General features: G+C 68.4%; 12 protein-coding genes. 2 read left to right on the top strand and 10 right to left on the bottom strand.

The window, feature by feature from the left end; genetic code table 11:
• Positions 1–21: 21 nt before the first annotated feature.
• From D8670_RS00120 to D8670_RS00130, 3 genes are all read right to left on the bottom strand, one after another.
• Positions 22–489 carry a hypothetical protein gene (locus D8670_RS00120; protein ID WP_121816070.1) on the bottom strand — a complete coding sequence of 156 codons (468 nt, stop codon included), beginning with the start codon at positions 487–489 and terminating at the stop codon, positions 22–24.
• Positions 490–559: 70 nt separating this feature from the next.
• The gene (locus tag D8670_RS00125) at positions 560–988 is read right to left on the bottom strand and encodes an FAD synthase family protein (protein WP_121816071.1); all 429 of its coding nucleotides are present in this window, start codon (positions 986–988) and stop codon (positions 560–562) included.
• Positions 989–998: 10 nt separating this feature from the next.
• Positions 999–1,517 carry a Mov34/MPN/PAD-1 family protein gene (locus tag D8670_RS00130; protein ID WP_121816072.1) on the bottom strand — a complete coding sequence of 173 codons (519 nt, stop codon included), beginning with the start codon at positions 1,515–1,517 and terminating at the stop codon, positions 999–1,001.
• Positions 1,518–1,611: 94 nt separating this feature from the next.
• Here D8670_RS00130 and D8670_RS00135 point away from each other — a divergent pair, with 94 nt between their 5' ends.
• Positions 1,612–3,507: a Hef-associated nuclease gene (locus tag D8670_RS00135; protein WP_121816073.1), complete on the top strand. Its 1,896-nt coding sequence runs from the start codon at positions 1,612–1,614 to the stop codon at positions 3,505–3,507.
• 3 nt (positions 3,508–3,510) lie between these two features.
• On the opposite strand, the gene D8670_RS00140 is transcribed toward D8670_RS00135, so the two are convergent.
• The 3 genes from D8670_RS00140 to D8670_RS00150 form a co-directional block, all read right to left on the bottom strand.
• Positions 3,511–5,115, bottom strand: a complete 1,605-nt coding sequence (locus D8670_RS00140; RefSeq protein WP_121816074.1) for a phospholipase D-like domain-containing protein — start codon at positions 5,113–5,115, stop codon at positions 3,511–3,513.
• Positions 5,116–5,167: 52 nt separating this feature from the next.
• Complete coding sequence (locus D8670_RS00145; protein WP_121816075.1) at positions 5,168–6,547, bottom strand: HEAT repeat domain-containing protein; 1,380 nt, start codon at positions 6,545–6,547, stop codon at positions 5,168–5,170.
• A gap of 101 nt (positions 6,548–6,648) precedes the next feature.
• Entirely contained in the window at positions 6,649–7,362 is a 714-nt protein-coding gene (locus D8670_RS00150; protein WP_121816076.1) for a protein sorting system archaetidylserine synthase, read from the bottom strand.
• A gap of 107 nt (positions 7,363–7,469) precedes the next feature.
• On the opposite strand from D8670_RS00150, the gene D8670_RS00155 reads away from it, so the two are divergent.
• Positions 7,470–7,898 (top strand): plastocyanin/azurin family copper-binding protein, encoded by a 429-nt coding sequence (locus tag D8670_RS00155; protein ID WP_121816077.1) that lies wholly within the window; start codon positions 7,470–7,472, stop codon positions 7,896–7,898.
• Between the two features lie 15 nt (positions 7,899–7,913).
• On the opposite strand, the gene D8670_RS00160 is transcribed toward D8670_RS00155, so the two are convergent.
• The 4 genes from D8670_RS00160 to D8670_RS21600 form a co-directional block, all read right to left on the bottom strand.
• Complete coding sequence (locus D8670_RS00160) at positions 7,914–10,853, bottom strand: DUF7289 family protein (RefSeq protein ID WP_121816078.1); 2,940 nt, start codon at positions 10,851–10,853, stop codon at positions 7,914–7,916.
• A 109-nt stretch (positions 10,854–10,962) separates the two neighbouring features.
• The gene (locus D8670_RS00165) at positions 10,963–11,952 is read right to left on the bottom strand and encodes a glutathione S-transferase family protein (RefSeq protein WP_121816079.1); all 990 of its coding nucleotides are present in this window, start codon (positions 11,950–11,952) and stop codon (positions 10,963–10,965) included.
• Between the two features lie 294 nt (positions 11,953–12,246).
• A complete protein-coding gene (locus D8670_RS00170) occupies positions 12,247–13,359 on the bottom strand; it encodes a type I restriction enzyme HsdR N-terminal domain-containing protein (RefSeq protein ID WP_121816080.1) in 1,113 nt (370 codons plus the stop codon).
• Positions 13,360–13,392: 33 nt separating this feature from the next.
• Positions 13,393–13,518 carry a hypothetical protein gene (locus D8670_RS21600; protein WP_255459098.1) on the bottom strand — a complete coding sequence of 42 codons (126 nt, stop codon included), beginning with the start codon at positions 13,516–13,518 and terminating at the stop codon, positions 13,393–13,395.
• Positions 13,519–13,533: the final 15 nt, after the last annotated feature.

Genomic DNA, 13,533 nt, shown 5'->3' on the forward strand with positions numbered 1-13,533 from the left:
GTTCGGAGCGCCGGCCGGCCGTCACTCGGTCCGACACTGAGCGCTGAACTCCGGATCCCCACTCTCGACGGTCGCTTCGACGAGGTAGTCGTTGCAGTCGTTCGGGTTCCACGTGGTGCCCCGCTGGCTCCCCGCGACGTCGATGGTCACCTCGTGACGCTCGTCGGTCGGGCGGAAGGTCGCGACCATCTCGACCCACCGCTCGCGGTTCGCGGGGAGGACGCCGAAGAAGCTGTTGGTCGCGTCGTCGCCCTGCCGAACGACGACCTCGTACTCCCGTTCTGCGTCGTCCCGGTTCCTGAGGCGGACGGTGACCGTCGCCTCCGGGACGGCGGTCGTCGTGGCCGTCGAGTCGTTCGTCTCGCCGCCGCTCTCCTCGTCGCCGGTCGAGAACTCGGCGCACCCCGCGAGGGCCGCGCCGAGACCGGCGCCCGAGAGCGAGAGGATCCGGCGCCTGCCGACGCCCGGCTCCGAGCTACGGTCTGTCACGTCGGAACCGACGGCGTCGATCGGAAAAACGGTTCGGACCGAAGCGGGCTCGAACTGCCGCGATCGTGGCTCAGCCGCGCTCTTCGAGGATCCGGTCGATGATCCGGCCGGTCGACAGCAGTTCGCCCTCGAACCGGGGCTCTCGACCCGACGCCCGCCGGACCTCGCAGTCGATGCCGCGCCGGTGGAGTTCGTCCTCGATGGCCGCCTCGTCGTGGTGCTGGTCGTGACCGAGGACGATGTAGTCCGGATCGATCTCCTCGATCGGGACGAAGATGTCCTCGCGGTGGCCCAGTCGCGCGCGGTCGACTATCTCCAGTGCGTCGACCATGTCGCGGCGCTGGCGGTCCGGGAGCACGGGTTTCGCCTTGTGCGTGACGTTCTCCCGCCTGGCGATGATGACGTGTAGCTCGTCTCCGAACGTCGCCGCCTCCCGGAGGTAGTGGACGTGGCCCGGGTGGAGCAGGTCGAAGGTCCCCTGTGCGATCGCTTTCGTCATGTAGGTCCTCTCATCGTCGTCGGTCGTTGTCGTCGCGTCGCAGTTCGTCGTCGATGTCCATCTGCGTGAAGTCGAAGAACTCCTGCGCGTCCGGGACGGACACGTCGATGACGTCCAGGTCCCGGGGGTCGCCCTGACTGTCGAACGCCTTCCAGTCGTCGCGGCCGTACGGCGCGCCGATGATGATGTGCACCTCGCCGGAGCCGAACGTCCGCAGGTCCGCGTCGCTCGGGCGGAGGACGCCGTTCGGGTGCGAGTGGACGGAGCCGAGCGACTGCACGTCGTTCGGCTTCATGCTCGTTTTCACCGTCGCGCTGACGCTGTTGGCTTCGGTCCCCGGGATCACCACCACGTCGGTGATGACGGTGCCGTCCCGGTCCAGTCCGAGGTCGCGGGCGTCGGTCCCCCGGAGAAAGCCCATGTACTCGTTCGGGTGCGTGTCCTCAGAGGCCTCCAGCGCGAACTCCAGCGTTTCGCGGGCGATCCCGAGGAGTTCGCTCGACCGGAACAGCGACCCGAACAGTCCCATGTGCTCACCTCGGGGGCTCCGGATCCTAAACGTTCCGGATGCGAAGCGGATGTTGATAAGGGTTTTACCCGGGCGCTTCGAAGTACGTGCCAAGATGACCGCTGACGATGCCGGACGCGAGAGCGCCGGCGACACGACCGTCTACGATCTAGCGCCGGACTGCACGATAGATGCCGTCGAGGAGGACGAACTGTATCTCGCGACCGTCAACGGCGTCGTCGACTACGGCGTCTTCGTCGACCTCTCCGAGCACGTCTCCGGGCTTGTCCACGAGTCGAACCTCTCCGGGACGTACGCCGTCGGCGACGAGTTCGTCGTCGAGCTCGACCAGATCCGCGAGAACGGCGACGTCGCGTTCGCCGCCGCCGAGGTCGACGACTACGTCGTCGTCGGCGTCGAGGCCGAGTACGACGTGGCCGACGCCGAGAACCTGACCGAGCGGGTCGGCGAGACCGTGACGCTCGAGGGCGAGGTCGTCCAGATCAAACAGACGGGCGGCCCCACCATCTTCCACGTCCGCGACGAGACGGGGATCATCCCCTGCGCGGCGTTCGAGGAGGCCGGCGTCCGCGCCCATCCCGAGGTCGAAGTCGACGACGTGGTCCGTATCAGCGGCGACGTGGAGCGCCGCGAGGACGCCATCCAGGTCGAGGTCGACTCGCTGGAGGCGCTCGACGCCGACGGCGCCGAAGCGGTCCGCGAGCGCCTCGCCGAGGCGATGGCGGAGCGTGCCGAACCCCGCGACGCCGAGCCGCTCATCGACTGGCCCGCGTTCGAGAAGCTCCGCCCCGACCTCCGCGAGGTCGCGAAGCTGCTCCGGGAGACGGTGCTGGAGAGCCGCCCCATCCGCGTCCGGCACCACGCCGACGGCGACGGGATGTGCGCGAGCGTCCCCGTCCAGTACGCGCTGGAGCGGTTCATCGCCGAGACGCACGAGGACCCCGAAGCCCCCCGACACCTCCTCAAGCGCCTGCCGAGCAAGGCGCCGTTCTACGAGATGGAGGACGCCACGCGCGACCTCAACTTCGCGCTTGAAGACCGCGCCCGCCACGGCCAGAAGCTCCCGCTCCTCCTGATGCTCGACAACGGCAGCACGGCCGAGGACGTGCCCGCCTACGAGAACCTCGCCCACTACGACATCCCCATCGCCGTCGTCGACCACCACCACCCCGACCCCGACGCCGTCGAGGACCTGCTCGACGCGCACGTCAACCCCTACCTCCACGACGAGGACTACCGCATCACGACGGGGATGATGTGCGTCGAGCTCGCGCGGATGATCTACCCCGACATCGAGGACGAGCTCCGCCACGTCCCCGCCGTCGCCGGCCTCTCGGACCGCTCGAAGGCCGACGCGATGGACGACTACCTCGACCTGGCCCGTGAGGAGGGCTACGACGAGGAGACGCTCCGCGACATCAGCGAGGCGCTCGACTACGAGGCCCACTGGCTGCGCTACGACGCCGGTCGCCACCTCATCAACGACGTGCTGAACGTCGACTGCGACGACGAGGAGCGCCACCGCGAGCTCGTCGAGTTCCTCGCCGACCGCGCCCGCGAGGACGTCGAGGACCAGCTCGACGCCGCGATGTCGCACGTCAAGCACGAAGAACTGGACAACGGCGCGCACCTCTACCGCATCGACGTGGAGAACCACGCCCACCGCTTCACCTACCCCGCGCCGGGCAAGACGACAGGCGAGATCCACGACCGCAAGGTCAAGGAGACGGGCGACCCCGTCATCACCATCGGCTACGGCCCGGACTTCGCCGTCCTCCGCTCCGACGGCGTCCGCCTCGACATCCCGACGATGGTGTCCGAACTCGACGAGGGCATCGTCGGCGGCGGCGTCAGCGGCGGCGGCCACCTCGTCGTCGGCTCGATCAAGTTCGTGCAGGGGCGCCGCGAGGAGGTGCTCGACTCGCTCGTCGAGAAGATGGCCGCCGCTGACATCGACGAGGAGCTGTCGAGCACGGTCCAGCGGGACTGAGCGTTACTCGAACTCGATTTTCCGCCGTCCGTACCACGTCGCCGCGAGCACCACCAACCCCAGCACCGCCGCGACGCCGCCGGGAACCCGCCACGCCCCGCCGCGCCAGTCCGCGCGGAAGAGGCGGGCGTAGTACGCTCCTACCTCGTCCCCAACCAGAACGAGAGCCACCTCGCGGTTCTCCCGGAGGGAGTTGTTGTTCCAGTTGACGCTTCCCAGTATCACCCGCCGCTCGTCTATCACGACGCCTTTCGCGTGGATCTTCTCGAACCGCGAGCGCGGCTCCGCGACGCGGGCCTCCAAGTCCAGCCCCTCGCGCTCGGCGAGCGCGTTCAGCCAGCGCACGCGCTCCCGGTTCTCCTCGCGGGCGTACCACGCGCCGGAGAGGAGGACCCGCACGCGGACGCCCCGGCGCGCCGCGTCGACGGTCGCCCGCACGGGCGGCGTCTCGCGGCCGCCGAGCGACACCTGTTCGACCAGGAGGGACTCCTCGGCGTCGCGGATCTCCCGCACGATCCCCGCTTCGGCGTTGTCCGGCGCGGTCAGCAGGCGGACGCGCTCGACGGAGACGTTCCGCGGCGCGAAGCGCTCGGGATAGGACTCCCGACTGGCGTTCCCGCTCACGGGGTCGACCGTCTCGCGGTGCTCGCGCCACGGGACCGCGTCGCGGGCGTTCCAGTCCCCGCGGAACACGGCGGCGAGGTCGTCGGCCACGGCGGCGTCCCGGACCAGCGCACCCCACCCCCTGCTCGACCCGCCGCCGGTGCCCGACGGCTTCCAGTTCTCCGTCATCACCAGCGCGCGGCCGTCGACGACGGCGTACTTCGGGTGGTGAAAGCGGTATCGCTCGCGCTCGCCGCCGGCGACCCGCACGGTCGCGTCGCTCTCGGCGAGGCGGTTCAGAGCGGCGACCTGTCGCTCGCTCGTCCCGCCGACCGGGCTGTCGTCCACGAGGACGCGGACTTCGACCCCTCGCGCTGCCGCGCGTTCGAGTTCGCGGACCGCGCGCTCGGAGGACAGCGTGTACCCGGCGAGCAGGATCCTGTCATCGGCGCCGGAGAGCGCCTGGACCGGGACGCCCGGCGAGTCCGGGAGCGCGAACGCCTCGACGTCCGCCGGTCCGGAGACCGCGGGGTCGTGGTCGCTTGCACCCATCGGGACCCACCCGTCGCGCGTCAATCGTTCGCCCTCGCGAGAGCGCTCGTAGGTCGCCGCGTCGACGGTCGCGTTCCCCCGCCGAAGTTCGATCGTCTCCCCGCCGTTCGCCAGTTCGAGGCGGCCGTCGAGCGGCAGGACCGGGGTGTCGGTCAGGTTTCGCGCCGCCGCGGGGTCGGCGCTGACGGCGACCCTGCCCTCGACGGTACGGTTCGGGAGCGGGGCGACCGTCTCGCCGTCGGCGATCGTCCACCCCGAGAGGTCCGTGGGCTCGGGGAAGTCGACGACGACGAACTCGCCGCGGTCGTCCGCTTCAACGGGGTCGGGATAGACGGCGACGATCCGGGGGTCCTCCGTCGCGCGTACGGGCACGGACGCCGCCGGGACCGCGCCGCCGCTGGCGGGAACGGCAAGCGCGACCAGCACGAGGACGACGAACGCGCGCGAGAGCACGGCGGTGCTGGCCGCTCGTTACGGTATAAACCTGCGGGAGAACGAGGGGGCCTCAGACCGCCTTCTCTGCCTCGGCCTGCACGCGGTAGGCGCGGTCGTCGGCGTAGTCGCCGAGGACGTCCAGAGCGCGCTCCGTGCCGATCTGGTTGAGCGCCCAGGCGGCGCTGGCGCGCACGGTGTTCGAGTCGTCGTCTTCGAGCACGTCCGCGAGCGGTTCGATGGCGCGGGTGTCGCCGAGCAGCCCCAGCGAGCGCGCGGCGTGGCTCCGGATCTCCTCGTCGTCCGCGACGAGGTTGTCCGCGATGGGCTGGGTGGCCTCCTCGCTGCCGATCTCGCCAAGCGCCTTCATCGTCACCTTCTGGAGGCCGGGGTTGCCGTCCTCGCCGACGTACTCGACGAGCGTGTCGACCGGCTCCTCGCTCCCGATCTTGCCGAGGATCTCGATGGCGTCCTGATCGCGCTTCCCGGCGCGCTGGAGCATCGGCTCGACGGCCTCCTCGGGGGCGAGGCGCTTCAGCATGTCGAGGCAGTGCTCCTCCATGAACTCCGACTCCAGTTTCTCCAGCGCGAGCAGGACCATGTCGGCACGGCCGCGCTTGGTCCAGACCTTCAGTGCGCCCCACTCCGGCGGGTAGTCCTTCCGGTGGTCGAGCACGTCGTAGAAGCCCTGGGCCTGCAGCTGCTCGCGGACGGAGAGGTCGCTCCACTCCTCGGCGTCGTCGAGGTCGCTCAGCAGTTCCTCGGACGCCTCCAGCAGCGCCGCGATCGTGTCGGCGTCGTCGTCCGGGTCGAGGTCGGCGGTCTCGACCGCCGCACCGGCGTTCTCCAGCGCGGCGGTGAGGTCCTCGATGGAGTCGCTCGCGACGGTGACCGACTCGCCGAGGATCTCGTCGACGCTCCCGACGAACGACTCGACGGCCTCGGCGACCTCGCCCTCGCCGCGCTCGGTCCACTCGGTGTCGGCGACGGTGGACTCGGCCTCGTCGACGTCGGCGACGACGTCTTCGGCGTACGGGCCGCGCTGCTCCTCGAGTTCCGACGCGAGGTCCTCCTTCTCGCTCTCGATCTCCTCGGCCGGGTCCGCCTCGTCCTCGTCTTCGGCCTCGGGGAGGTCCGCGCCTTCGAGGTCGGCTTCGAGGTCCTCGATCTCGGCCTCGACCTCATCGAGCTCGTCCTCCGTCTCGGCCTCCTCCAGGCGCTGCTCGATCGCGTCGAGGCGCTCGCGGAGGGACTCGACCGTGACGGCGGTGGCGGGTGCCGTCTCCTCGGTCTCTTCTTCGGAGGTATCTTCCTCCGCTTCGTCCTCGGAGGTGTCTCCCTCCGTATCCTCCGGCGTCTCTTCTTCAGAGGCCGCTTCCTCCTCGTCGGAAACCTCTTCCTCGGGAGTTTCCTCCTCGGTCGTCTCCGGTTCCTCGCTCTCGTCGCCGCTCATGCGGCCACCTCCGGAGCAACACTCCGACTAGGTGCGCGACGCGTGACGACTGTCGACGGCGCACTCGGGTTCATATGCCTGAAACTGTGTCCGTACGTCCCCTAAGCGTTTCCTTTCTCGCCGGCCTCGCCGTCGCGCCAGTAGAACCACGGGCTCAGGGTCAGATACGCCACGCCGAGCGTGAGCAGGGCGTACGGGAACGTCATGCCGAACGCCCGCGGGAACAGCACCGCGAGCGAGTGGACGACGCCCATCAGGAGCGCGTCCCGCGCCAGCAGGTCCGGGTACTGGACCGTCGACACCATGAGGTAGACGAACGCGGCGGTCCCCGCAAGCAGCACCTGCGGCGTCGTGATCCCGGCGAGGACGGCCGACGCGAGGATGGTCGCCGCGAGCGTGCTCGGGGTTCCCTCCGTGTACCACGTCGCCGTGTCGTAGGCCGTGTACATGCCGAGTCGCGTGACGGCCATGGCGACGAACAGCGCCGGGAGACCGACGGCGAGCGCCGTCTGTGCGTCCGGGACCGCGAGCGAGAGGTCCCACCCCTCGCGGACGACGGCGACCACGACGACGGCCGGCGCGACCGCGAACGAGGCGACGTCCGCGAGCGAGTCGAGGTACTCCCCGGCGGGCGACCCGCCGTATCGCCGTGCGACGACGCCGTCGAGCCCGTCTGCGACGGCCGCGAGCAGGACGAGACGGGCGGCGAGGTGCGCGTCGACCGACGCGACGACGACCGCGACGAAGCCGAGGGCGGCGTTCGTCACCGTCACCGCGTCGGCCAGGCTGAGTCGCCCGACGAACCGGGGTTGCATACTCTCCGGGTTGAACAGCGCCTCCTTACGTTTTTATGTTCGGTGCGGCCGCGCCCGTCGCGACCCGAACCGGCGGACATATCCCGCCGACGGCCCGAGGTGGAGTTATGAAGCGCCGCACGTACCTCGCCGGCCTCTCGGCCGCGGGCGCGACCGGCCTCTCGGGATGTCTCGCGTCGATCGGGTCCGCTGGCAACGCCTGCGACGGGGACTGCGACGTCGGGATGTCCGCGAAGGACTTCACTCCGCAGGAGTACGAGGTGTCCGTCGGGACGACGGTCACCTGGAAGAACACGAGTTCGAAGGGACACACCGTCACCGCCTACGACGACGGGATCCCGGAGGGGGCCGAATACTTCGCCTCGGGCGGGTACGACTCCGAGAGCGAGGCGCGAGACGGATGGCGAAGCAACGAGGGGCTGCTCACCTCCGGCGACACGTACGAGCACACGTTCGAGGTCGCCGGCGAGTACGACTACGTCTGCCTCCCGCACGAGAACGGCGGGATGGTCGGCACGATCGTCGTCACGGAGTGAGGGCGCCGACCGCCCCTACTCGTCGTCGCCGATCTCGACCTGCGTCGGCGAGATGTCGATCACGTACCTGTTGTCGCTCGACGCCTCTTCCCCGTCGTCCGGTGGACCGCCGCTGTACCCGTTGTCCGTGTCGGCGTCGTACAGGAACACCGCGTAGTCGGTGTGGCTCCCGTTCGCGCTGTCGAGTTCCACCAGGATTATCGCCTGGTCGTCGCCGAGGTCGAACTCGCCCCCGCTGTGGAGGTCGTCGTCGAGGACGCTCTCGATGCCGGCCTGCCACCACGCGGTCGAGATGGTCGGCAGGTCGTCCCCATCCCTGAAGATCCGGTGGTCCGAGTCCGAGCTGTTGTCCGCGCTGTCTATCGTTCCGGTCGTGCCGTTACACGTGGTGTGGGCGTACGTCTCGTTGTCGTGTTCCGACTCAAGGCCGGTCTCGCTCGCTCCCGCGCAGTCGACCGACCGCGCCGAGAACGACAGCAGCGATCCCACGTCGATCCCGTCGACCGCGAAGGCGAGCGACCCGTTGTCAGTCGGGTCGTTAATGGCGCTCGCCGACCCGTCGGGGTCGACGGGGCCGTCGGCCGCGGACGGGTCGAGCGCGTACGTGTCGCCGCCGATCTGGACCTGCGCCTGCACCGTCTTGTGCTCGACGGCGCGGACGCTGTCGTTAGTGACGTCGCCGGCGATCTGGTCGAAGATGTCCTCCAGGCCGTCGGCGTCGTCGACGCCGTAATAGTCACCGCCAGTCTCGTTTGCCCAGTACTGGAGAAGGCTATCGTCGACACCGTCTCCCAGCCCCACCGTGTAGATGGTGATGTTCTCGTCGATCGCCCGCTGGACGCTCCTGTTCGTGTTGTCGTTGAGGGATTCAGGATCGTTTTCGCCATCGGAGAGCAACACGATCACGTCCTCGCCGTCCGGCCTCGCCTCATGCTGGTCTATCGCACTTTCCAGTCCGGCACTGATGTTCGTCCCACCGACGGCGGCGGGTGTGAGGCTCTGGTTGGTCGCAGTGAAGTTCTGCGTGAGCGATTGCTGAAGGTACGACCTGCTGTTGAACTCGACAGCCCCGACACTGTCGTTGTTCGCGTCGAGGGCACCGATGAAACTCCGAGTGGCGTCGATCCGCTGATTGTCAGGGTCGTTCCCCTCTCTGTAGCAGCCCTCGAGTTCGCCTGTTTGCGTCCAGACGGACGTATCCGGTGACAGGCTCAGCGTTTCGCCCTGGTAGTAGTAGTCACTGCGGTGGTAGACACGCAATCCGGAGGGAACCACGTACTCGTTCCCGTTCACCGCTCCCCACTCGATATCGGTCGCCTCGGAGTCCTCCCATTCGCCTGACTCGTCCCAGCTACATCTGGCGTATTCGGGTACCCGCCAGCGATCAGGTTTGTACTGCGGACCCATCGATCCGGAGCGGTCCAGCACGAACATCACGTCCAGGGGCTCGCGCTCCGCGAGGGTCTCGTTGACCGTCCGCTCCTCGCCGATCTGCGTTCCGACGAGTTCGATCGTGCCGGAGGAACTGTTGACCACGAGCGCGTTGGCGTCCTCGTCCGCGGAGATAGCGCCGCAGCCGTTGTCGCCGCCGCCGCTGACGCCCTCGCACTCGTCGGCGTGATCCGGCACGCCGTCGGAGTCGGCGTCGGCGTAGGGGCTGTCGCTCGCCGCGTCGGTGAGAATAGTTAGATAGCCGTCACGCCTCTCATCCACGACGGACGCGGTGACGTTGTACCGCCCCGGCGACGAGGGGTTCTTCACCTTGCTACTGGAACGATCGCCGTTGTGGCCGTACTCGACCACGACGACGTCATTCTCTTCCAGCGTGACCGTCCCGTCGAACCGGACGGTGACAGTCGGCGTACTCCCCTCACTGACGCTGACGCTGTCGACGATGCTACTGTTGATGTCTGTCGTCCCGTTGGTAGACCTTACTTCGGAGGCGTCGAAGTTGATGTGACCTCGGCTACCGCCACCACCGTTCCAGGCACGCACGAAGTCCACTTCGCCGTCTCGGTACCGTATCTCGACCTCGTCAAGGCTCTCGCCGGCGAGGTCCTCCCCCACGCGGTACCGCAGGCGGTGGTTGGCCTGCGAGTCGTTCGTGTTCGGCGTCGCTTCGAGCAGCGGGACGCCGTTGCCGATGGACAGGTCCGTCCGCCCGAGCGGCAGGTCGCTGACGACGACCGTCCGGTTCCCGTCGTACACCGTAACGTCGCCGACGTCGCCCATCTGGGCCTCGAAGTAGCGGCCCCACGCGTCGTAGTAGGTGCTGTTCCTGACGACGATCTCTAGGCTGCGGACGCGGGTTACGTTCCCGTCGCCGTCGTCGCGGCAGAACATCTCCCGCTCGATCGCGGCCTGGCGCTCGCGCGACCGCGTCCGGTTCACCGACGCGGTCGTCTCGCCCGCGTCGTCGATCCGGCCGGTGAGGTTCTCGACGCTGAAGTCGAACGTCCGGTACTCCTCGCCCTCTATCTCCTCGGAGCGGTAGGAGAGGGCCGGCGGCGACACCATCGTGCTCCCGCCGTTCGTTCGCTTCCAGACGCCGCCGCCCTGATAGGCCACGCGCTCTCCGTTATCGTTCTGGTACTCGAACGCGCTGAGCGGCATGTTCGTCGTGCAGTCGCTCCTGTAGGTCCGATCGTCCGTCCAGCCGTGGACGGTGAAGGCCATCTCGCCGTCCGCGACGATGGAGACGCCGTCGTCGACCTGTAGCTCCGTCGAGCCCTCTCCCCGGGACGACAGCGACGCGATGTCCGAGCGGACCTCCTGCATCGACATCTCCGCGGAGCGAGCGTCGTTCTCCTGTTTCAGTTCTTCCACCGCCATGCCGCCGGCGAGGAACACGAGCGTCGCGCCCAGAAACACCAGTCCGAAGAGGATGGTGAGACCGAGCACGTTCGATGCACCCCGATCCTCGGACGCCCCCACCCAGGACGATCCGTCCGTCATTTTTCTTTTCCTTCCGGAGAACGACTCTTTGTCCTGTAATAAATTTACCGACAACTCGTCTAAACTGAAGTCGTCTGGGAGGAAAACTCCGATCGCTACGATCGCTAACTCAGCGGAGCGCCTCGGGCGGCCCGCCGGGGAGGCGGTCGCGGTCGTGCGGCGCCGCGAAGTCGAGGTCGGGACCGACCGGGACGATCCCCTTGGGGTTCAGGTCGGTGTGGCTCCGGTAGTAGTGCTCGGTGATGTGGTCCAGATTCACCGTGTCGGCGACGCCGGGGAGCTGGTACAGCTCCCGCAGGTAGCCCCACAGGTTGTCGTAGTCGACGATCCGCCGGCGGTTACACTTGAAGTGGATGTGATAGACGGCGTCGAACCGGACGAGCGTCGTGAACATCGCGACGTCGGCCTCGGTCAGGCGGTCGCCTGCGAGGTAGCGCTGGTCGGCGAGGACGTCGTCCCACCGGTCCAGCGCGTCGAACAGTTCGTTCGCGGCGCGCTCGTAGGCCGCCTGGGTGTCGGCGAAGCCGGCCCGGTAGACCCCATTGTTGATGGGGTCGTAGATCTCGTCGATGATCCGGTCGACGTCGTCCCGGTAGCCCTCGGGGTACAGGTCCACGTCGTTCGCGGCGAGTTCGTCGAAGGCGGTGTCGAGCATTCGCATTATCTCCTCGGACTCGTTGTTGACGATGGTCTCTCGCTCCCGGTCCCAGAGCACGGGGACGGTCACTCGTCCGGTGTACTCGGGGTCCGCCGCCGTGTACACCTCGCGGAGGTAGTCCGACCCGTGGAGACTGTCCGCCGTGCAACCGTCCTTCTCGGGGGCGAACTCCCAGCCGTCGTTCCGTCGATGTGGGTCGACCACGTCGACCGAGACGGCGTGGTCGAGGCCCTTCAGCGCCCGCGTCACGAGCGTTCGGTGGGCCCACGGGCAGGCCAGCGAGACGTAGAGGTGATAGCGCCCCTCCTCCGCGGGGAACTCCGCGTCAGGGTCGGCGCTGACCCAGTCGCGAAAGGACGTCTCCTGCCGGTCGAACTCCCCGTCGTCGTTCGTCGATTCGTAGGCGTCGGTCCGCCACTCGCCGTCGACGAGCATGTTCATGGCCGCTACTAGCCGTGCGGGACGGAAATACCCCGCGACGCCGGAGCCGGCTACCGTCGACGCCACAACCCGTAAACAGGATAAATTAATATAAATAAGAAGAAAATAATGAGTGATCAGAGGTCCGCACACTTGAAGGGGGAAGCGAACCGTTCGATGCAGGTACGGGGCGCGCCGACGACGGCTGGCCGCCGGTCGGATCGTTCGGCGCGGGGCTGCCCACGGGGAGACAGGGGATCGACACGGGGCGTTAGTTCGGACGTGGGGAGGTCCCGGGGTCGCCGCGAGACGCGGCTACCAGTCGCCCTGAAACATCACGCGGAGCCCCGCCGCGTTCGCGAGTTCCTCGACGACGACTCGCGTCGACGCGGCGTCCAGCGTCGCGAGCAGACAGTATCCGTTCGCGAGTTCCTCGTGCGCCGCCATCGGCGTTCCGTCGGGATGGACGGGGTCGTGGTTGAGCACCGCTTTCCCGGCGTCATCGCCGGCCTCCGGGCGCCAGGGGAGCGAGATGCCTCCGTCCACCGCGTGCTGGTCGATCAGGTACTCGACCGCGCTCGCCAGCGTGCCGACGGGAGTGGCGGTTCCGACCGCGCCGACCGACGTTCGGCCGTCGAAGAACCTAACGATGTACTCGCCGTCCTCCGTCGCCGCGGGAGCGCCCGTCGCCTCCGGCGAGGTTTCGGAGCCGCCCGGCGGGGTTCCGGTCCTCCCCGAGGGAGTTTCAGACCCGGACGACCGGGTTTCGTCCGCGTATAGCCCATCCGGGGACGCTTCGGACCCGCCGAGCGTCTCGACGAGATCGTCGAGGAACGCCTCCGTCGCCGAGGCGAGTTCGTCATCGGCCGCCCCGTCGGCGGCGGCGACGAGTGTCTCGGTCAACCGCCGGGCGACCGCCTCGCGACGGTCGTCGAGGCGCTCGGCCGCCGCCGCTCGCTCGGCGTCGGAGGCGATGCGCGACTCGGCCGCCGCCTTCGAGTACAGCGCGACGACGTCCTCGTGGTCCGGGAGGTCGACGAGCCGGCACCGCAACCGTTCGACGTCGTCGCCGCTGCGTGTCAGGAACGCGAACGAACGGCCGTTCGTCAGGATACCCCAGTCCACGCCGGCGGAGGAAAGCGCCGCGTCCAGTCTGTCGACTTCGGCCTCGTCGAGCGGGTCACCGCAGGCGGACACGTCGACGAACACCGCCGGTCGTCCCTCGACCAGGAGCGCGTAGTCGACGGGCTCGCGGTCCGCGGGTACCGCCAGGTCTGCCTCGACCGATGGCCGGTGGACGTCCCAGCCGAGCGTCGACAGGAAGGGGTGGACGAGTCGCAGTTCGGTGTTTCTGAGCGAGAGGCTCGCGGCGTCGTCGAGACCCTCCCGTGCCCGCTCGACGTACTCCCGCAGGTCCGTTCCGTTCATCGGCTACCCGTTTCGCCTGAACCGTAGAAGTAGCTACGGATAGAAGAGGTCGGCGTGGTCGTACTGTCTGCCGCAGTCCGGGCACTCGTAGTCCGTACCGTTTCCGGTCTTGAGGACGGTCCCGCAGTGAGGGCAGTCGGAGCCGTTGGTAAACGTCATTCACCTCAGGTGGGC

This window comes from Halostella limicola, assembly GCF_003675875.1.
GTDB classification, from domain to species: domain Archaea; phylum Halobacteriota; class Halobacteria; order Halobacteriales; family Natronoarchaeaceae; genus Halostella; species Halostella limicola.